The sequence below is a fragment of the Halothiobacillus diazotrophicus genome, assembly GCF_001663815.1.
Lineage (GTDB): Bacteria > Pseudomonadota > Gammaproteobacteria > Halothiobacillales > Halothiobacillaceae > Halothiobacillus > Halothiobacillus diazotrophicus.
The window spans coordinates 1,685,001-1,704,342 of sequence record NZ_CP016027.1 but is presented as its reverse complement, the minus strand read 5'-3'; the positions used below and the strand labels follow the sequence as shown (position 1 = coordinate 1,704,342).

Below are 19,342 nucleotides of genomic sequence, written 5' to 3'. Positions count from 1 at the left end.
CCTTTACCGAATCAATGCACGGACTTTGTCGATGAACACGCCGCAAAACCTTTCTCTGAACGCCCGAAGCCATACCTGTGGTCAGGTCGATCTGGCTGCGCTGGATCAAGAAATCACGCTGGTGGGCTGGGTCAATCGCCGCCGCGATCATGGCGGCGTCATTTTCGTGGATCTGCGCGACCGGGACGGCATGGTCCAGGTCGTGTTCGATCCAGATGACCTGACCGTGTTCGGCATGGCCGAAAGTCTGCGCAGCGAATTCGTCATCCGCGTGGTCGGCAAGGTCCGCCGGCGCCCGGCCGGGACGGAGAACCCGAATATCGTCAGTGGCCAGATCGAGGTCCTGGGCCTCGGGCTCAGCATCCTGAACCGTTCCGAGCCGCTGCCGTTCCAGCTCGACGACGAGCGCGTTGCCGAGGAGCATCGCCTGCGTCATCGCTATCTTGATCTGCGCCGCCCTGAAATGTTGGCCAAGTTGCGTCTGCGTCACCAGGTGACCCGCGCCATGCGCGAGTACCTCGACAATGCCGGGTTCATCGACGTGGAAACGCCGGTACTCACGCGTGCCACGCCCGAAGGCGCGCGGGATTACCTCGTCCCGTCGCGGACCCATCCCGGCGAGTTCTTCGCCCTGCCGCAGTCGCCCCAGCTCTTCAAGCAGCTGTTAATGGTGGCCGGCCTCGAGCGTTACTACCAGATCGTCAAATGTTTCCGTGACGAGGATCTGCGGGCCGATCGCCAGCCGGAATTCACTCAGCTCGACATCGAAACGAGCTTCATGGACGAACAGGAAGTGATGGCCCTGATCGAGGACATGATGCGCCATCTGTTTGCCCGCACGGTGGAGATCGCCTTGCCCGATCCGTTGCCGCGGCTGACCTGGGCGGAAGCCATGCGTCGCTTCGGTTCCGACAAGCCGGATCTGCGGATTCCGCTGGAACTCGTGGATGTCGCCGACCTGCTGGTCGACGTCGATTTCAAGGTCTTCTCCGGTCCCGCCACCGATCCGCGCGGACGCGTGGCGGCCCTGCGCGTGCCGAAAGGCAACGAATTGCCGCGCAGCGCCATCGACGAGTACACCAAGTACGTTTCGATCTTCGGCGCCAAGGGTCTGGCCTATATCAAGATCAACGATGCCGCCGCCGGCCGCGAGGGCCTGCAGTCGCCGATCCTCAAGTTCCTGACCGACGAGGCCATCGCCGGCATCATGGCGCGGACCGGCGCGGTAACGGGCGATCTCGTCTTCTTCGGCGCCGACAAGGCCAAGATCGTGAACGAGTCCCTCGGTGCCCTGCGCGTCAAGCTCGGCCATGATCTCGGCATCGTGGAAGCGGGCTTCCGGGCCCTCTGGGTGACCGAGTTCCCGATGTTCGAGTACGACGAGAAGGACGGCCGCTACTATGCGCTGCATCATCCCTTCACCGCGCCGAACCCGGAAGACATCGAGCAGCTGGGTTCCAACCCCGAAGCCGTGCGTTCCCGCGCCTACGACTTCGTGCTCAACGGGTACGAGCTGGGTGGCGGCTCGGTGCGTATCCACGACCAGGATCTGCAGAAACGGATTTTCGGTCTGCTGGGCATCTCGGCGGAAGAGGCCGAAGAGAAGTTCGGCTTCCTGCTCGATGCCCTCAAGTACGGTGCGCCGCCGATGGCGGGCGTCGCCTTCGGTCTGGATCGGGTCGTCATGCTGATGAGCGGCGCCACCTCGATCCGCGAAGTGATTGCCTTCCCCAAGACGCAGTCCGCGGCCTGTCCGCTCACCGATGCGCCGGGCGAAGTCGACGAGGCGCAACTGCGCGAACTGTCGATCCGCGTGCGCAAGCCGGTCGTCGAGAAGGAGTGACCGGCACGAACGATCCGAAACGGTCGTTCGGCAGAAAAAAAGCCCGCTTCGGCGGGCTTTTTCTTTGTGGTCCTACTCGACGCTTGGGGGCGTCGAGTGCGGCGACAGGTTAAATGTCGCGCAGCAGGGCGTTGATGCCGACCTTGCTGCGGGTCTTCTCGTCGACCTTCTTCACGATCACCGCGCAGTAGAGGCTGTACTTGCCGCACTTGGACGGCAGGTTGCCGGAAACGACGACCGAACCGGCCGGGACGCGGCCGTAATGGATTTCGCCCGTTTCGCGATCGTAGATCTTCGTGCTCTGGCCGATATAGACGCCCATGGAGATCACGGCACCTTCCTCGACGATCACGCCTTCGACGACTTCGGAGCGCGCGCCGATGAAGCAGTTGTCCTCGATGATGGTCGGGGCCGCCTGCAGGGGTTCGAGTACGCCGCCGATGCCGACACCGCCGGACAGGTGGACGTTCTTGCCGATCTGGGCACAGGAGCCGACCGTGGCCCAGGTGTCGACCATCGTGCCTTCATCGACGTAGGCACCGATGTTGACGTAGGACGGCATCAGCACCGCGCCCTTGGCCACGAAGCTGCCATGACGCGCGACGGCATTCGGCACGACGCGAATCCCCGATTCTTCGAAGCGGGCCTGATCCCAGTTGGCGAACTTGGTCGGCACCTTGTCGAAATAGCGCAGATCGCCGCTTTCGACCACCTTGTTGGGGTTGAGCCGGAAAGACAGCAGAACCGCCTTCTTCACCCATTCGTTGACGATCCAGTCGCCAACGCCCCGTCGGTCGGCCACGCGCAGGCTGCCACTGTCCAGCAGTTCGAGGACGGTGTTGACCGCCGCGCGGACGGTTTCCGGCGCCTGATTCGGCGTGATGTTCGCGCGATCCTCGAAGGCGACTTCGATGATGGCTTTGAGGCTGTTCAGATCAACGGCTTGATTCATGGTGTGTCGTTCCTGTTCGGCGAGTCGTAAAGATTATTGGTCGGGCATTCTAACAAGGGAACGCGGCGGCGGACAGAAAGCCGGCGTTCCCGGCGTTCATGCCCGGACGGTCATTCGAGGTGCAGGCGGAGCGTGGCGACCCAGGCGGCGGGCAGCGTGCCGGACGGGCGGTCGATGTATTGCAGGTCGGGCTGCAGGAAGACTCGATCGTTCACCCGGAAGATATACGCGATCTCGATCAGGCGCTCGTGTCGACCGCTTGGTTGAAAGCGCGCCTGCCCGACGCCGAGGGTCAGGAAATCGTCGGGACGACCCGCCAGCGGGCCCTGCCAGTTGACGCCGGCACCGAGGTAGCGGTCCAGGGTCAAGGCATCGGGTGTATCGCTATGCACGGTACTGGCCCGCACGAAACCGTCCAGGGCGGTGCCATCCCCGCTGAAGAGATTCTGTTCGCCGCTCAGATAGGCTCCTTGCAGATTCGGCCGGCCATATCCGCGCTTGCGCCACACGCCGATTTTCAGGGTACTGCCGTCCTGAGGCCGCCATTGGCCTTCGACGATGTTGAGCACGCCCTGGTTGAACGGTTGGGTCTGCTGATTGGTTTCCCCCTGCAGCAGACCGATCTTGAGGGTCAATGGCGCGAAACCGGTGGGTTTGGCTGCACCCGTGCCGTTGTCGACGGTAGCGACGAGACCGGTGCCGTTCAGTGGGAAGGTGGAGGCTGTGAAGTTGCCGGTCATCGCCGGATCGGGGCCGAAAGACCCGTTCAGGAGTTGTGCGGCATTGTCCGTCCCCGTGAATTCCGAATTGATGTCGAACATCCCGAGACGCGTGTTGATCCGCAACCCCGGCCGGGTCAGCCAGTTCTGCTGCCAGAATGCCGTATCGAGCAGAACCCGGCTTCGCGTGCCCTCGATATTGCTGCTGCCCAGGGTGTCGCCGATCAGATTGCCGTTGGCATGCCCTGCGCGGATGCCCATGACGGACAGGTTGAGCAGGGTGTCCGGCAATCCGAGATCATCCCCGCGCAGGGTGATGCCTCCGACCGCCACGCTGTTGAACGCGCTGCCCGTGCGGATGCCGCCTTTCAGGTTGCTGACGAGTTCGCTGTCCCAGTGCCCGTAGACCGAAAACATCTGGCTTTCGTCCAGGGGGGGCGGGTAGCTGGCCGCCGTCGGTGGTGTGGGTTCCGTGTCGACGGTTGGGGCGGGCGATATTTTGGGCGGGACGTCGTTCGTCGGGGCGTTATGGGCGAAAGTCGGACATGACGCCCCGAGCAACGTCAGACTGATCGCAAGGGGTTTGAACAAGGAGCGGGTATTCATGGATGGGAACCGATCATCAAAAGTAAACAGGGTTGCTGGCTGTCGTCGCGCAGCTTGAGTGCTCAACGCAGAAACGCCCGGATGCGCTCGGCCGCATCAATGCAGTCGGCCAGTTCGGCCACCAGGGCCATGCGTACGAAACCGGCGCCGGGATCGACGCCATCGACGATGCGGGACAGGTAGCGACCCGGCAGCGCCGTCACGTTCTGTTCGGCAAACAGTCCCCGGCAGAATTCGCGCTCGTCCCCGCCCACATTTGTCCAGAGGTAGAAGCCGGCATCGGGTCGTTGTACCGGCAGCACGGGCGCGAGAATGTCCAGCACGGCATCGAATTTTTGCCGGTAGTGGCGACGGTTTTCCTGAACATGCGCTTCATCGTTCCAGGCGGCAATGCTGGTCATCTGCACAGGCAGGGAGAGGGCGCAGCCCTGATAGGTGCGGTAGCGCAGATACTGCGCCAGAATCGTCGCGTCGCCGGCCACGAATCCGGAGCGCAGGCCGGGCAGATTCGAGCGCTTGGACAGGCTGTGGAACACGACGATCCGACGGAAATCGTTCCGACCCAGTTCGTGGGCGATTTCGAGCAGGCCCGCCGGGGCTTCGCCTCGATCGTCGAAGATTTCCGAATAGCATTCGTCGGCGGCGATCAGCACGTCGTGTCGATCGGCCAGCGCCAGCAGAGTTTGATAGCGCGATCGATCGATGACCGCCCCGCTGGGGTTGCCGGGCGAGCAAACGTAGATCAGCTGCGCGCGCGCCCAGATTTCTTCCGGGATGGCGGCGAAGTCGGGCAGGAAGCCGTTTGCCGCATCCGTCGGGTAGTAATAGGGCTCGGCGCCTGCCAGGAACGCGGCGCCCTCGTAGATCTGGTAGAACGGATTGGGCATCAGCACCAGCGGTCGTGGCGCCGACGGATCGTCCGGTCTGGCAATCACGGCCTGTGCAAAGGAGAATAGCGCCTCCCGGGTGCCGGCTACCGGCAATACCTGCCGGTCGGGGTCCATCTGACCGGCGTCCAGTCGGAAACGACGGGTCAGCCAGTCGGCGATGGCGACGCGGAGGCTGCGTTCGCCCCGGGTGAGCGGGTAGCGTGCCAGTCCATCCAGGGATTGGGCCATGGTGCTCATGGCCACGGCAGGCGGCTCGTGCTGGGGTTCGCCAATGGACAGGGCAATGTGCTTTGCCATTGTCGCGGGCGTGATGCCGGCCTTGAGTTCGGCCAGTTTTTCGAAGGGATAGGGGTACAGGCGGGCGAGATCGGGATTCATGGAAAGGTCTTGTCGGCTCGATGAACAACGCCCGCTAGTATACGTGAATGGGCGCCCGTTCAGGACGACATGGCGTACCCTGCGCGCGGCGATGGTTTAGGAAATTGAGGGGTGATGGGGCGATGGATGAGGTGAGGAATGGGGCCATTCTGGGCGTGGATCACGTCAGCGTCGTGGTGTCAGACGCGCAGGCTTCGGCGGCGTTCTATCGGCAGGTGCTGGGATTGGCGGACGCGGATCGTCCGGATCTCGGCTTTCCGGGGGCCTGGCTGCGACTTTCCGGCACGATCACCTTGCACTTGCTCGAACTGCCCAACCCCGATCCCGCCACCGGTCGTCCGGAACATGGCGGTCGGGATCGTCACGTCGCGTTGCGCGTGGCGGATACCGCTCCGTTCATTGCGCGGCTCGACGCTCTGAGTTGGCCGTATACGCGGTCGAAATCCGGACGCGATGCCGTATTTTTCCGCGATCCCGACGGCAATGCCCTGGAGCTCGTCGGGCTGGCAGCTTGAGGGTGATGGGCGATTTCAGAATGGTGCCGGGAGTTCGAATTCCCGCCAGGCTCCGGTTTCCGGATCGGGGAATCCCAGCCGTTCGGCGTGCAGCATCAGTCGTTCGTGACGGGCCGGTTCGGGATGATAGAGCGAGTCCCCCTGGATCGGTCGGCCCTGTGCCAGCAGATGAACCCGCAGTTGATGGGAGCGGCCGGTGATCGGTTCGAGAGCCACCCGCGTGAAATCGGGATGATTGTCCAGAACTTGGTACCGCGTCTGGGAGGGGCGGCCGTGTTCCGGGTCGATGCGGTAACGGGGCCGTCGCTCGAGATCCGGCCCGATGGGCAGATCGATGTCCCCTTCGATCGGATCCAGCGGCGCGTCGATCCGCGCGATATAGCGTTTTTTCGTCTTTCTGTCCTGAAACGCCTGTGAAAGCAGGCTATGCGCACGGGCGTTCCGCGCCAGGACGAGCAGGCCCGAGGTGTCCCAGTCCAGCCGGTGCACGATTCGCGCTTCCGGGAATTCCTGTTGGACGCGGACGATCAGGCAATCCTGCTTGTGGGCGTCCTTGCCCGGCACGGACAGCATTCGGCAAGGCTTGCCCACGACGAGATAATCCCGAGCCTCTGCGCACAGAAGCCACGGTTCGCGAGTGTCCGTCACGCCGGCGGTCTGAGTGTTCATCGATCGCTGCTGTTGATGGCGTCGCGCAGCGTGGCCTCCAGTCGCGTACGGGTTTCCTGAACCTCGATCGGTCGATCCCGTGCATCAACTACATAGAACGCATCCTCGACCCGCTCGCCCAGGGTGCTGATGCGGGCATGGCGCAGAAACACCCCTTCGCGGGCAAAGGCCTCGGTCAGGTCGGCCAGCAGGCCGGGGCGATCCTTGGTGCTGATCTGCACGAGTGTGCGCTGGCGAGCACGATCTGGCAGAAACTCGATCTGAGTGGCGACGTCAATGCTGGCCAGTTGCGGCTTCATGCGCCGCCTGATGACCGGGGGGGCGCCTTCCGGGTGGGCCAGTCGTTCGGTCAGCCGTTCGGTCAGATGCTCGATGCTCCAGGCATCCAGCGCCGGAGCTCCTTGCCCATTCAACGCGAAAAACTCGAACAGGGCGCGGTCCGGTTGATCCGGTTGGGTTGCGGGGATCAGGGTCATGTTGGCTGATTGCACGTTGAGTCCCTGTCGGTCGATTTCGGCCACGATATGCGCGAACAGGGCCGGGTGGTCGTTCGTCAGGATCAGAATCTGCGTCGCATGCTGTTCGGGATCGCTGCTGATTTCGAGCGTTGGTAACGGGGTTTGCTCCAGCGCCAGTCGGGCATGCTGCAGGATCGGCAGGGTATCGGTACGCAGGAAGTAATCATCCGGCAGCGCGGCTAGCCAGGCTTGGAGTCCCGCGCGCGACAGGCCGGCAGCTTCACCTTGATCCTGGGCATCGGTCCGGTTTGTCCGAATGGTTTCGTGCGCGCTTTGCTCGCCTTCCTCGAACCAGGCGCTGGTCAATTGGTGCAGACGCTTGAGCAGGGCGTCGCGCCAGGCGTTCCAAAGGTTCGGGTTGGTGCCGCGGATATCGGCGACCGTCAGCAGAAACAGTTCGTCGAGCCGTTCGCGGGAGCCGACCTTCTGACCGAATTCGCGAATGATGGCCGGATCCTCGATATCACGGCGCTGGGCGGTGAAGGACATCAGGAGATGGTTTTCCACCAGCCAGGCGAGGCGGTCGACCGCCTCCTCCGGCAGGCCGTGTTGTTGGGCAAAGATCCGCGCGTCGACGGCGCCGAGGATGGCATGGTCGCCGCCACGTCCCTTGGCAATGTCGTGGAATAGCCCGGCCAGGTACAGGACTTCCGGTTTCTCGATCCGCGAGAAGATCGCCGATGCCATGGGCAGTTCGTTGGCGAACTCCGGGCGCGAGAAGCGACGCAGGTTGCGCGTGACGAGCAGGGTATGGGTGTCGACCGTATAGGCGTGGAACAGGTCGAACTGCATGAGTCCGACGATCTGGCCGAAGGCGGGGATGTAGGCGGCAAGCACCCCGGAGAGGTTCATGGCCTTGAGGGCGCGATAGACGCCCCGCTCCCCCCGAAGAATCTCCAGAAACAGCTGATTGGCGTGGGGGTTCTTGCGGAAACCGGCATCGATGACCGACAGGTTGGCGCGCAGTTGGCGGGCCGTCGATGCGCTCATGTCGATTAGTTCCGGGTGCTGGGCCAGCAGCAGGAACAACTCCAGCGTGGCGGTCGGGGCGCGCATGAACACCTGGGCGTCCGTCGTTTCCAGCAGGTTGCCCCGGATCTGAAATCGGGGATTGAGGGGCGTGATTTCGGTGGCCGGATGCGGGTCGAGTTGCTCGCGAAAATTCTGCAGGATCAGTCGGTTGAGCCGTTCTATTTCGATCGTCGCCCGGAAGTAGGACTGCATGAAACGCTCGACGGCCAGATTGCCGTCACTGTCCTCGGTGAACTGGAAATGGGCTGCCAGGGCTTTCTGGTGCATCAGCAGCAGCCGTTCCTCGCCACGGCCGGCCAGGGCATGGAGTCCGATGCGGACCCGGTAGAGCAGCCCTTGAGCGGCTTCGAGTGAGTGCCATTCCTGATCGCGCAGCAGTTCCGCGCGATGCATGCCGGCCAGCGTGCCGGCTCCCGCCACACGGTTGCTGATCCAGCGGATGGTTTGCAGATCGCGCAGGCCGCCCGGACTTTCCTTGATGTTGGGCTCGATGCGTGCACCCATGGCGTCCTGGGCTTCGTAGCGCTGGTTCTGCTCCGCCAGTTTGGCGAGGAAGAACGGCCAATCCTGGGTAATTCGATCCGATCGAACGACCTCGATGAGGGCCTGAAACAGGGGGGCGTCACCGATGATCAGCCGCGCATCGAGCAGGTTGGTGTAGACGGTGACGTCCTCCCGACCCGCCTCGACGCACTCGTCGAGCGTACGCACGGCGTGCCCGATGGGCAGACCCTCGTCCCACAATGCATAGAGAAAGGTCTGGATGGCCTCATCCCAGCGGTGGTCGTCGATCAGGATGAGAATGTCGATGTCGGAGTGGGGGAATTGTTCCTGCCGCCCGTAGCCGCCGACGGCAACGAGAGCCAGCGGCTGGTTGACGAAATCCGTGGGCCAGAGGATGCGCAGAAACTGGTCGATCTGGTCGCTCAGCTCCTTGAGGAATCGCTCGGCGGCTGCGGCGTCGACGATGGCCTCCGGCCACCGGCCGTGGAGCGACGTGATCTGCTGCTGAACGGCGGTGGCGGCTTTATGGGGGGCTTGCGTCGTCGTCATGCCTGAGCGTACCTCTCTGGGGTGCGGGCGCGGGTCGGCGGCTACTCGGGTCGGGCGGAACCACTCAGGATGTCGACCCCGGTTTCGGTGACGGCGACCGTGTGTTCCCACTGGGCGGAGAGCGAGTGATCCTTGGTGACCACGGTCCAGCCGTCGTTCAGCAGTTTGATTTCCTTTTTGCCCGCATTGATCATGGGCTCGATGGTGAACACCATGCCCGGCTCCAGTGCCAACCCCTCGCCGGGTCGACCATAATGCAGGATCTGTGGTTCCTCGTGGAAATTCCGGCCGAGTCCGTGTCCGCAATACTCCCGCACGACGGAAAAGCCGCTGGCCTCGGCGGTCTTTTGGATGGCATGGCCGATGTCGCCGAGCGTGGCGCCGGGCCGGACGGCCTCGATGCCGCGCATCATGGCGTCATAGGTTACGTCGATCAGCCGTTGCGCCCGAATCGAGGGCGCTCCGACTGTGTACATGGCCGAGGTATCGCCGTACCAACCGTCCTTGATGACGGTGACGTCGATGTTGAGGATGTCTCCGTTGACGAGCTTGCGCTCGCCCGGGATGCCATGACAGACCTGATGGTTCAGCGAGGTGCAAAGGGACTTCGGGAAACCGTGATAGCCCAGCGTGGCGGGCGTGCCGCCCTGGACTTCCGTGATGTGCCGGTGGGCCACGTCGTTCAGGTAGTCGGTAGTGACGCCGGCAACGACCAGCGGCCGCAGGAGGTTGAGCACCTCGGTGGCCAGCAGGCTGGCGGTGCGGATCTTCTCGATTTCTTCCGGGGTTTTGATCGTGACGCTCATGTCGGCCCTAGGCTAAATGCAACAAATACGCACGAGTGTAACAAATCCGGCCGCGATCATTGCGTTCCGTTCGGCGGGACGGTTCAGGCGTTCGCCGTCAGTTGGGTCAGCAACTGGTCGACGCGTTGGGTATCGAATGGTCCGATCTTCTGATAGCGGATGACCCCCTTCCGATCCAGCACGAAGAAGGTCGGCGTGAGTCGTACGGGGCCGAATGCCGCCGCCGCGGCACCGGTCTTGTCCTGCCAGATCGTGTAGGGGATGTCCTTTTCCTTCACCATGGCCCGCAGCTGGCCCAGATCGTCATAGGACATGGCGAGACCGATGACCTGCACGCCCTTGGGCCCGAATTTCTTCTGGAGTGCCGCCATGTGGGGAATTTCCTCGACGCAACCGGGGCAGGTCGTGGCCCAGAAGGTGATGGCCGTGGGCTTTCCAAGGATTTTGGCCAGATCGACGGTTTGCCCCTCAAGCGTCTGGACGGTGATGCCGCTCAGCTTCACCGGCGTGTCCGTCGAGCAGCCAGCCAGAAGCCCGGCGGCGCCCACTGCGCCCAGCAGGCGGAGGGCGGCGCGACGGGCGGGGGACTGAGGCGGATGATCGTTCATGTTGCTTCCTGTGTTCTGTGTTCTTGAGTCTGGGACGGATCAGGCCGCATTCCGGGTGTACTCCTCCAGTGCCGCCCGTGTCAGTACGCCGTAGGTGCGTTTGAAGGGCGGAACAGTGATGCGCTGTCCAACCAGTACATCGACCTGCTGACGGCGCATGAGTTCACGGGCTTCGTTCAGGGTCAGGCCCAGATCCACCGCCTCGACCGGCATCAGGGTGAAGGTCTCGGCCAGATCGATTGGGGCGGCATCCGAAGGGGTGTCGTTGCCGGGGGTGTCCGTGGTCTGCGTTTCCGGTGTTTCGGCCTCGCTACCGGTGTCGGTGGCCGTCGATGCCTGCGCACGTTGCGACAGCAGCTTCTGCACGGTAGCGAGGGGCAACACGCCGATCGGTTGACGTGCGTCGTCCCGCACGATCAGCCAGGCGGGTTTGTCGGCGATCGCCGCCGTCAGTTCACGCCAGGTGCTGTTCTGGGCGACTTCGGCGAAGCTGCGTTCGATCACGCTGCTGATGCCGACGTCGTTGGCACCGTGCCAGAGGGATAGGCCATGCATCTGGTGCGCGTTGGCGCGCAGTACCGTGTCGAAAATGCCATCCTTGTGAAATAGGGCTCGGCTCGTGAGGCTGGCCACGATGATGGTCAGCATCGCGGGCATGATGGCGCCCGTATCTCCGGTCAGCTCGAGGACTGCGGCGAGGGCCGCCAGTGGTGCCTGCAGCGTCGCCGCCATCATCGCGCCCATCCCGAGTACCGTGTAGAACGCGACGTCCGACAGCGGGATCTGCGTGAAATTCAGCAGCAGGGTGCCCACGGCACTACCGGTGAATCCGCCGATGACGAGGGAAGGGCCAATGGGTCCCAGCGGCAGGCCGAATCCGAAAGTGAGCGCGCTCAGGATCAGTTTGGCGAATACCAGCAGCACCAGGAACCAGAGGGCGAATTTGGCGCCGGCCGCCAGGCCGAGTGGGGCGTAACTGACGCCCATGACTTGCGGTAGCGCGAGTCCGATGATGCCGGTCAGCACGCCGATGATGCCGAACCGGAGCCAGACGGGCCAACGCCAGGTGCGTTGGATGGATGTTTCAATGATCTGGATGAAACTCGCCGCGAAGCTGCCCAGGAGTAGGCCCAGGAGGATCAGGATGGGGACTTCCCACAGGGCGAGGTTGTGCATCAGCTGAATGTTGAAGGCTGGGTTGTTGCCGAAGAACAGGGTCGAGAACAGGGCGCCCGCCGACGAGGCCAGCATGATCGGAATGAAGGTGGCGAGGGTGTATTGGCGGACAATCAGTTCGAGGGCGAAGATTACGGCCGCCAGGGGGGTGTTGAAGGAGGCGGCGATCGCCGCGGCGGCACCGCAGCCGACCAGGGTGCGTACACTGTTGTGCGGTAGGTCGAGCTTGCGGCCGATGAGACTGCCGCCGAATGCCCCGAGATGGATGCCCGGCCCCTCGCGACCGTTGGACAAGCCGATCAGCAGGGCATAAATCCCGCTGAAGAACATCAGGACGGCATTCCGCCAGGGCAGGTCTGCCTCGAAGCGATGGAAGCGGATGATCACGTGGCCGACGCCGACATTGCGGATGCCGACGGGCAGTCGGTGTACGATCAACCCCAGAGTGATCCCGCCAAGTGCCGGCAGCAGAAACCGCCATTCCAGCGGTAATGCCGCATATTCACCCGGAGCGGGCAGGCCGAGAAAGTAGATTTCCAGTGCTTCGAGCACGAGACGGAAGGCCGTCACCAGGGCGGACGCAAGCAGGCCCGCAAACAGGCCCAGGATGGCCATGTGGATCAGCGCATCCGGCTTCGCGAGCCGAAGGCGCATGTGGTCGAGTATCTGGTGAACTTTGGGACGCACGGAGTATCCTGAGTGTGGGTGTCGCTGTGCCCGCTCTGCCTGACGCGCTGGTCCCGGCGGTCAAAGAACGGCCCACAGGTTTATTGTTAACGAAAACCACGCCTTTGTTATGATGCGACAGAGCGGCGTTTTTCGCCATCCGGATATGGGGTGAACATGAAGAAAATTGGCATTGTCGGTGGTACGGGGTATACCGGCGTGGAATTGATGCGGCTTCTGGCACGCCATGGTGGCGTCGAGGTCGTGGCGATCACCTCCCGTGGCGAGGCGGGCATGCCGGTGGATATTCTGTACCCCAACCTGCGTGGTGCCCTGTCTCTGCGTTTTTCCACGCCGGACGATGCCGACCTGACCGCCTGCGATCTCGTGTTCTTCGCCACGCCGAACGGGGTGGCCATGCAGCAGGCCCCGGCACTTCTGGCCCAGGGCGTGAAGGTCGTCGATCTGGCGGCCGATTACCGGATCCGCGATCTGGACGTCTGGTCGAAATGGTATGGCATGACCCATGCCTCCCCGGAATGGGTCGGTCGGGCCGCCTACGGTCTGCCCGAGTTGTATCGAGACGAAATCCGTTCGGCGCAGCTCGTCGCCAACCCCGGTTGCCACGTCACGGCCGCGACCTTGGGATTGTTGCCGCTGATGGGTCAGGAATGGATCGACCATGGCCAACTCGTCGTCGACAGCAAGTCCGGGACCAGCGGTGCGGGGCGCAAGGCCGAGGTGCCGATGCTCATGGCCGAGGCCGGCGAGAGTTTTCGGGTTTATGCAGCCGAGGGGCATCGCCACCAGCCGGAAATTCTGCAGACCCTGGTCGCCGTGTCGGAGCGTCCGGTGGGCCTGACGTTCCTGCCGCATCTCGTTCCGATGGTGCGCGGCATCGAGTCGAGCATCTATATTCCCTTGCGCGACGAGCCGCCGGTGGACGTTCAGGCGTTGTTCGAGGATTACTATGCCGATGAGCCGTTCGTGGATGTCATGCCGCCCGGCAGCTACCCCGAAACGCGTAGCGTGCGCGGCAACAACCTGTGCCGCGTGGCAATCTACCGGCCGCTCGGCGGTTCGATGCTGGTGGTCAGCTCGGTGATCGATAATCTGGTCAAGGGCGCGGCTGGACAGGCTGTCCAGAACATGAACCTGATGCTCGGCTTCCCGGAAGACCAGGGCTTGGATCTCATCGGTCTGGCGCCATAATTGAGGACATATGAGTCCGTGGCCTTGCGCGGATTGCCAAAAGCACCCGCCGAATATGAAGGCCGTGCCCGGCATGTTTAACGTTATTGCCCTGCGAGGGGCTCGGAGAAAGAAACCATGAGCAGTGAAAATGTTGCCAGCCCCGTCGAGGAGGCGCCGCTGATTTTTACCGAGAATGCGGCTCGTAAGGTTTTGAGTCTGATCGAGGAGGAAGGGAATCCCGACCTCAAGCTGCGGGTGTTTATCACCGGGGGCGGCTGTTCCGGATTTCAGTACGGCTTCATGTTCGAGGAGTCGGCTCAGGAAGACGATGCCCAGGTGGTTCGGGAAGGGGTGACCCTGCTCGTCGACCCGATGAGTATCCAGTACCTTGAGGGTGCGGAAATCGACTACAAGGAAGACATCAGCGGTGCACAGTTCGTGATCCGTAATCCCATGGCTGCCACGACCTGTGGCTGCGGTTCATCTTTTTCGGTTTAGGAGCTATCGGCGCGCATGGAATACATTCCCGGTTTACAGGGTGTACCCGCCACCCAGTCGTCCATTTCGTTTCTGGATGGTCAGAAGGGCCTGCTCACGTATCGCGGTTACCCAATCGTCGATCTGGCCCGTCACAGTACGTTCGAGGAAACGTCCTGGCTGCTGATCAATGGCGAGTTGCCGGACCGGGAGCAGTTGGCCGCCTTCGATGCCGAGTTGCGCAACGGCCGGAACCGTCGGGTCAAGTACAACGTCCGGGACATCATGAAGTTCCTGCCTATCGACGGGCATCCAATGGAGGCGCTGCAGACCTGCGTGGCCAGTCTGGGCATGTTCTATCCCGGTCAGGAGCGCATGACGGCAAACGGCGTCAATGCCGATAGCGAGTTCGTCGAACAGATGATCATCAAGACGCTCGCCAGTATGGCGACGCTCGTGGCGATGTGGGAGCACATTCGTCGCGGTGATGATCCGGTCCAGCCCCGGGCGGATCTGACCTACGCGGAAAACTTCCTTTACATGATGAACGAGCGGGAGCCGGATGCCGTCGAGTCGCGCATCATGGACGCCTGTCTGATTCTGCACGCCGAGCACACCATCAATGCCTCCACCTTTTCGGCGCTGGTCAGCGGCTCGACCCTGGCCCCGCCGAATCTCGTGGTCGCGGCGGCCATCGGTACGCTGGCGGGTCCCCTGCATGGGGGTGCCAATCAGCGCGTGCTGAACATGCTGGACGAAATTCCCTCCGTGGCGGCGGTTGCCGACTGGCTTGATCAGCGCTTGGCGAACAAACAGGTCGTCTGGGGCTTCGGTCACCGGGAATACAAGACGAAGGATCCGCGGGCAGATATTCTGCAGGGCCTGCTGGAGCAGCTGCGGGAGCATCGGGGCGGCGAGATTTCTCCCCAATATGAAATTGCCCGCGAGCTTGAGCGCAGCGCCGAGGAGCGCCTTGCATCTAAGGGCGTTTACCCGAACGTCGATTTCTATTCGGGGCTGCTCTACGAGGCGTTGGGTATCCCGCGCGATCAGTTCACGCCGATTTTCGCGATTTCCCGCACGGCGGGCTGGCTGGCGCACTGGAAGGAGCAGATCAGCCAGAATCGCATCTTCCGGCCGACACAGGTCTACACCGGATACGACCCGCGCCCCTATCCCTCCCGTCTGAACGGCTGATTGCCCGTCCGCGCCCGTAGCGGCGGAGATTGCCCGTTATCGATTTTCGTCAAGCCGGGTAATAGCCGCCAAGAATCCGTGGGCCGCGCGCCCCGGTAACCGAAGGGGCATTCCCCGGTTGCCCCAGAAGGAATTGCCGCGCCAGCCAGGCAAAGGCGGCGCATTCCACGCACTGCACATCAATTCCCGACTCATCGCTCAGTTCGACGACGGCCTCCGGCGCCATATGCCGGATCATTTGCCGAATCGCCGCCACCAGAACCGGATTTCGGGCGCCGCCACCGGCGAGGATGACGCGTGGGCGCGTGGACGCGGCCATGACCCAGGGACGGATGGCGGCCGTGAGCGTTTGTGCCGTGAGGGCCAGGAGCGTTGCCTGTACGTCTTCGGGGGGTAGTTGTTCCAGACCGTCTCCCGCGCTGGCGAGGAGCCAGTCGAGATTGAAGAACTCGGGCCCGGTCGATTTGGGTGCGGGCTGGTGGAAATAAGGTTCGTTCATCAGGCGGGCCAGTAGCGTCGTGCGTAGAGTGCCGGATGCGGCCCAGCGGCCATCCTCATCGTAGGCTAGATCGCGGTGCCGACGAATCCACGCATCCATGAGTGTATTGGCCGGGCCGGTATCGAAGCCGACCAGCTCGTCATTCGGACGGGACACGGTAATGTTGCAGATGCCGCCGAGATTGACGGCGATGAGCGTTTCGTCCGGTGCGTCCGACCCGAAGAGGACGCGATGCGCGGGGGGTACCAGGGGGGCGCCCTGTCCGCCGGCAGCCATGTCGCGTCTCCGAAAGTCGGCAATAACGGGAATGCCTGTTCGTTCGGCGATGGTATTGGGGTCGCCGATCTGCAGAGTGAAGGGGGTCGACAGCGTGGGGCGGTGCCGAATGGTCTGGCCGTGGCAGCCGATGGCCGCAATATCTTCTGCGCCAAGCCCGGCTTGATCGAGCAATTCCTCGATGCATTCGCAAATGCGGTGGGCGATACGAATGTCCAGTTGTCCCAGAAGATCGATGGTGTCCTGACCCGATTGGGTTGATGTCTGGCGGCCGGGATTCAGTGCGCGAAGGTCGTCATGAAGGTCAGTCAGCGCGCGGGATGCGTGTGACGTCACGCGCGGGCGGGCCGCCGAGAAGTCGACGATGCAGGCATCGATCGCATCCATGCTGGTGCCGCTCATCACGCCGATGAAGGGTCGTGCTTTTACACTCTGGCGCCGATTTTCCCCGCTCATGTCAGCCCCCTGTGGTCACACGTGTGCCCGATGGATTATTCCGACGTCAGGCCTGTCACCTGGGCGGCACGAATCGGTGTGTTCTTGGGGGCTTGTGCGATCTGGTCGACCAGCGATTGCGTCTGGGCCAGGAAGTCCTTGCGGTAGCGGGAAGGAATCGGGTTCGCCTCAGGGAGTTTGGCAGCCAGCGGGTCGGTGTAGACACCATTGACGTGGAACTCGTAATGAAGGTGCGGGCCCGTCGCAGCGCCGGTCATACCGACATAGCCAATCGTTTCGCCCATATCGACCTTGGTGCCGTTCTTGATCTTCGGGTTGAAGCGGGACATGTGGCCGTAGACGGTTTCGTAACCGCCGTCATGCTTGATCTTGATGACCTTTCCGTAGCCGTGTTGCCAGCCGATGAACTCGATGCGACCGCCGCCGGCGGCATGAATCGGTGTGCCGGTCGGTGCGGCGAAATCGACGCCCTTGTGCGCCCGAATCTTGTGGTAGAGCGGGTGCATCCGGTGCATGTTGAAACGGGAGCTGATCCGTGAGAATTCGACCGGATAGCGCAGGAAGCCGCGCCCGAGGCTGGCGCCGTTGGGCTCGTAATATCCCGTTTTACCATCCGGCGCGGTATAGCGTACGGCCTGGTAAACCTTGCCGTTGTTGGTGAATTGCGCCGCCATCACGCGGCCGGTATCCACATGCTTTCCGTTGAGGAAATTCTCCTCGTAGACAATGCGGAAGTGGTCGCCGTTTTGCACATCTTTCAGGAAGTTGATTTTCCAGCCGAAGATATCGGCGAGTTGCATCACGATGTTGGCCGAGAGACCGGTGTCGATGGCGGACTGATAGAGTGAGCTGTCAATGGTGCCCTCGGCGGTAGTGAGGCGCGTTTCCATGGGCAGCACGATCTCGTGGGCGGACAGTTGGTCGTGCTCGTCAAGACTGACCGCCAGGGATTTGTTCGGTGCGATCTGGTAGGTCAGGCCCTGGAAATTCTGATCGGGGGAAAGCCGGAAGGAAAATTCGTCGCCGGGATGCAGGGTTTTCAGGGGGGCAACGGAGTCGCCCAATGCCATCAGGCGATCGACGTCCTGGTAACCGAGGCCGGCACGGGCAAAAACGGTGGAGAGGCTGTCGCCGGAGGTAACCTTGACCGTTTTGGTGATGACCTTGGGTGCGCTGGGCAGGCTGGGGAGTGGTGTGGGTGGGGTGAAGTCGATGCTTGGCGTACTGAACAGGTCGTCCTGGGGGGCGTCGAGTGCGGCCGTTTGGGCGGGTTCCTGGTCATTGGCGGGACGGGGGTTTTCGAGGGGTAAGGGGATTTCCGGCGAAGATACGGCATCGGCAATGCTCTGATCGATACGTTTATCCAGCGCCGGGTCGGTCGGCGTCGAGACCTTCGCGATGACCGCACCGAGTCCCGTCAGCCCCAGTAACAGTGCGGTTCCGGTCAGAAGAACCCCGGTACGGGATTTTCGTTTACCGAACAAATATCGATTCTGCATTTGGGCATCCATTCATAAAAATTTCTATAAGCGGTTACCATACCGCGCTTGCAGTTAGTATTCAATGAATGAGAGACCATCGTGAACAACCCTTTAGATCCCATTCTTGCTGAAATCCGTCGGGGTGCCGAGGAGGTCCTGATCGAGTCCGAGTTGCGGGAGCGCCTGGCGTCAGGTCGTCCGTTGCGCATCAAGGCCGGTTTCGACCCGACTGCGCCGGATCTGCACCTGGGGCATACCGTATTGATCAATAAGTTACGTCAATTCCAGGTGATGGGGCATCACATCCTGTTCCTGATCGGCGACTTCACCGGCATGATCGGCGACCCGACCGGCAAGAGTGCCACGCGGCCTACGCTCACACGGGCTCAGGTGCTGGAAAACGCCCGGACCTACGAGCGTCAGATATTCAAGATCCTGGATCCGGCGAAAACCGAGGTCGTCTTCAACTCCGCATGGATGGGCGAGATGTCGGCTGCCGACCTGATTCAGCTGGCCAGTCGTCAGACCGTGGCCCGCATGCTGGAGCGCGACGATTTCTCGAAGCGCTATGCGGGCCATCAGCCGATCGCCATTCATGAATTCATCTATCCGCTGGTGCAGGGCTACGATTCCGTGGCGCTGAAGGCGGACGTCGAGCTGGGAGGGACCGACCAGAAGTTCAACCTGCTGATGGGGCGCGAATTGCAGAAGCAGTATGGGCAGTCACCGCAGATCGTCATCACGATGCCGCTGCTCGAGGGGCTGGATGGCGTGCAGAAGATGTCCAAGTCGCTCGGCAACTTCATCGGTATCGAGGAGGCGCCCGATGAGCAGTTTGGTAAGCTGATGTCGATTTCCGATGATCTGATGTGGCGTTACTTCGAGTTGCTGTCATTCCGACCGCTGTCGGAAATCGAGACGCTGCGGCAGGAAATGCGCGATGGGCGCAATCCCCGCGACATCAAGTTCGAACTCGCCATGGAAATCGTCGATCGTTTCCATGGAATCGGGGCGGGGGCCCAGGCCCGCGATCGATTCATCGCGCGTTTTGCCAAGTCGGAGATTCCGGATGATCTGCCCGAACATGCCCTCGAGGCGGGGCTGGGGGTTGCCCAGGCGCTGAAGGTCATCGGTATGGTTGCTTCCACCTCCGAGGCCTTCCGGCATATCCAGGCTGGCGCGGTACGGATCGGCGGCGAAGTGGTAACGGATCGCGCGGCGGTCATCGATGCGGGTGAATACATCATCCAGGTCGGGAAGCGGCGCATGGCGAAAATAATTGTGACAAATGTCACCGAAGGGGCTTGACGGAAAAAATGGGCGCTGTATAG

Annotated in this window: 16 protein-coding genes; 6 read left to right on the top strand and 10 right to left on the bottom strand. The window is 62.4% G+C overall.

The genetic code is table 11. The features are described 5' to 3' along the window. Nucleotides 1-31: 31 nt before the first annotated feature. Nucleotides 32-1,843 (top strand): aspartate--tRNA ligase, encoded by a 1,812-nt coding sequence (gene aspS / locus A9404_RS07520; RefSeq protein WP_066099739.1) that lies wholly within the window; start codon nt 32-34, stop codon nt 1,841-1,843. Nucleotides 1,844-1,952: 109 nt separating this feature from the next. Here aspS and dapD read toward each other — a convergent pair whose 3' ends face one another. From dapD to dapC, 3 genes are all read right to left on the bottom strand, one after another. Continuing rightward, nucleotides 1,953-2,777 carry a 2,3,4,5-tetrahydropyridine-2,6-dicarboxylate N-succinyltransferase gene (gene dapD, locus A9404_RS07515; protein ID WP_156521369.1) on the bottom strand — a complete coding sequence of 275 codons (825 nt, stop codon included), beginning with the start codon at nt 2,775-2,777 and terminating at the stop codon, nt 1,953-1,955. Nucleotides 2,778-2,905: 128 nt separating this feature from the next. Continuing rightward, nucleotides 2,906-4,120 carry a carbohydrate porin gene (locus A9404_RS07510; protein ID WP_066099734.1) on the bottom strand — a complete coding sequence of 405 codons (1,215 nt, stop codon included), beginning with the start codon at nt 4,118-4,120 and terminating at the stop codon, nt 2,906-2,908. Between the two features lie 62 nt (nt 4,121-4,182). Continuing rightward, nucleotides 4,183-5,388, bottom strand: a complete 1,206-nt coding sequence (gene dapC / locus A9404_RS07505) for a succinyldiaminopimelate transaminase (RefSeq protein WP_066099731.1) — start codon at nt 5,386-5,388, stop codon at nt 4,183-4,185. 122 nt (nt 5,389-5,510) lie between these two features. On the opposite strand from dapC, the gene A9404_RS07500 reads away from it, so the two are divergent. Next, a complete protein-coding gene (locus A9404_RS07500; RefSeq protein ID WP_066099728.1) occupies nt 5,511-5,903 on the top strand; it encodes a VOC family protein in 393 nt (130 codons plus the stop codon). A 15-nt stretch (nt 5,904-5,918) separates the two neighbouring features. On the opposite strand, the gene A9404_RS07495 is transcribed toward A9404_RS07500, so the two are convergent. From A9404_RS07495 to A9404_RS07475, 5 genes are all read right to left on the bottom strand, one after another. Then, nucleotides 5,919-6,572 (bottom strand): RluA family pseudouridine synthase, encoded by a 654-nt coding sequence (locus A9404_RS07495; RefSeq protein WP_066099725.1) that lies wholly within the window; start codon nt 6,570-6,572, stop codon nt 5,919-5,921. Continuing rightward, nucleotides 6,569-9,175, bottom strand: coding sequence for a [protein-PII] uridylyltransferase (glnD, locus tag A9404_RS07490; RefSeq protein ID WP_066099721.1), 2,607 nt, complete (start codon nt 9,173-9,175; stop codon nt 6,569-6,571). Before glnD ends, A9404_RS07495 begins: the two co-directional genes overlap by 4 nt. Nucleotides 9,176-9,216: 41 nt before the next feature. Continuing rightward, complete coding sequence (gene map / locus A9404_RS07485) at nt 9,217-9,981, bottom strand: type I methionyl aminopeptidase (protein ID WP_066099718.1); 765 nt, start codon at nt 9,979-9,981, stop codon at nt 9,217-9,219. 83 nt (nt 9,982-10,064) lie between these two features. Next, the gene (locus A9404_RS07480) at nt 10,065-10,589 is read right to left on the bottom strand and encodes a peroxiredoxin family protein (protein WP_066099715.1); all 525 of its coding nucleotides are present in this window, start codon (nt 10,587-10,589) and stop codon (nt 10,065-10,067) included. A 39-nt stretch (nt 10,590-10,628) separates the two neighbouring features. Then, nucleotides 10,629-12,452 (bottom strand): chloride channel protein, encoded by a 1,824-nt coding sequence (locus A9404_RS07475; RefSeq protein WP_066099712.1) that lies wholly within the window; start codon nt 12,450-12,452, stop codon nt 10,629-10,631. A gap of 156 nt (nt 12,453-12,608) precedes the next feature. Here A9404_RS07475 and argC point away from each other — a divergent pair, with 156 nt between their 5' ends. The 3 genes from argC to A9404_RS07460 all read left to right on the top strand — a co-directional run bounded on the left by argC (nt 12,609) and on the right by A9404_RS07460 (nt 15,299). Continuing rightward, nucleotides 12,609-13,643, top strand: coding sequence for an N-acetyl-gamma-glutamyl-phosphate reductase (argC, locus tag A9404_RS07470; RefSeq protein WP_066099709.1), 1,035 nt, complete (start codon nt 12,609-12,611; stop codon nt 13,641-13,643). Between the two features lie 117 nt (nt 13,644-13,760). Further along, the gene (gene erpA / locus A9404_RS07465) at nt 13,761-14,123 is read left to right on the top strand and encodes an iron-sulfur cluster insertion protein ErpA (protein WP_066099706.1); all 363 of its coding nucleotides are present in this window, start codon (nt 13,761-13,763) and stop codon (nt 14,121-14,123) included. 15 nt (nt 14,124-14,138) lie between these two features. After that, nucleotides 14,139-15,299 carry a citrate synthase gene (locus tag A9404_RS07460; protein ID WP_066099702.1) on the top strand — a complete coding sequence of 387 codons (1,161 nt, stop codon included), beginning with the start codon at nt 14,139-14,141 and terminating at the stop codon, nt 15,297-15,299. 49 nt (nt 15,300-15,348) lie between these two features. Here the strand turns inward: A9404_RS07460 and A9404_RS07455 are convergent, their stop codons facing one another. Both A9404_RS07455 and A9404_RS07450 read right to left on the bottom strand, forming a co-directional pair. Further along, nucleotides 15,349-16,530, bottom strand: coding sequence for an anhydro-N-acetylmuramic acid kinase (locus tag A9404_RS07455; RefSeq protein WP_066099699.1), 1,182 nt, complete (start codon nt 16,528-16,530; stop codon nt 15,349-15,351). 35 nt (nt 16,531-16,565) lie between these two features. Then, on the bottom strand, nt 16,566-18,029 hold the full coding sequence (locus A9404_RS07450) for a peptidoglycan DD-metalloendopeptidase family protein (RefSeq protein WP_066099695.1): 1,464 nt from the start codon (nt 18,027-18,029) through the stop codon (nt 16,566-16,568). Nucleotides 18,030-18,107: 78 nt separating this feature from the next. On the opposite strand from A9404_RS07450, the gene tyrS reads away from it, so the two are divergent. After that, nucleotides 18,108-19,319, top strand: coding sequence for a tyrosine--tRNA ligase (gene tyrS, locus A9404_RS07445; protein ID WP_066099693.1), 1,212 nt, complete (start codon nt 18,108-18,110; stop codon nt 19,317-19,319). Nucleotides 19,320-19,342: the final 23 nt, after the last annotated feature.

Excerpts from the sequence above, each read along its gene's own strand:
- aspS (WP_066099739.1), top strand. The coding sequence starts at position 32 with ATGAACACGCCGCAAAACCTTTCTCTGAACGCCCGAAGCCATACCTGT.
- A9404_RS07510 (WP_066099734.1), bottom strand. The coding sequence starts at position 4,120 with ATGAATACCCGCTCCTTGTTCAAACCCCTTGCGATCAGTCTGACGTTG.
- dapC (WP_066099731.1), bottom strand. The coding sequence starts at position 5,388 with ATGAATCCCGATCTCGCCCGCCTGTACCCCTATCCCTTCGAAAAACTG.
- A9404_RS07500 (WP_066099728.1), top strand. The coding sequence starts at position 5,511 with ATGGATGAGGTGAGGAATGGGGCCATTCTGGGCGTGGATCACGTCAGC.
- A9404_RS07495 (WP_066099725.1), bottom strand. The coding sequence starts at position 6,572 with ATGAACACTCAGACCGCCGGCGTGACGGACACTCGCGAACCGTGGCTT.
- glnD (WP_066099721.1), bottom strand. The coding sequence starts at position 9,175 with ATGACGACGACGCAAGCCCCCCATAAAGCCGCCACCGCCGTTCAGCAG.
- map (WP_066099718.1), bottom strand. The coding sequence starts at position 9,981 with ATGAGCGTCACGATCAAAACCCCGGAAGAAATCGAGAAGATCCGCACC.
- A9404_RS07480 (WP_066099715.1), bottom strand. The coding sequence starts at position 10,589 with ATGAACGATCATCCGCCTCAGTCCCCCGCCCGTCGCGCCGCCCTCCGC.
- argC (WP_066099709.1), top strand. The coding sequence starts at position 12,609 with ATGAAGAAAATTGGCATTGTCGGTGGTACGGGGTATACCGGCGTGGAA.
- erpA (WP_066099706.1), top strand. The coding sequence starts at position 13,761 with ATGAGCAGTGAAAATGTTGCCAGCCCCGTCGAGGAGGCGCCGCTGATT.
- A9404_RS07460 (WP_066099702.1), top strand. The coding sequence starts at position 14,139 with ATGGAATACATTCCCGGTTTACAGGGTGTACCCGCCACCCAGTCGTCC.
- A9404_RS07455 (WP_066099699.1), bottom strand. The coding sequence starts at position 16,530 with ATGAGCGGGGAAAATCGGCGCCAGAGTGTAAAAGCACGACCCTTCATC.
- A9404_RS07450 (WP_066099695.1), bottom strand. The coding sequence starts at position 18,029 with ATGCAGAATCGATATTTGTTCGGTAAACGAAAATCCCGTACCGGGGTT.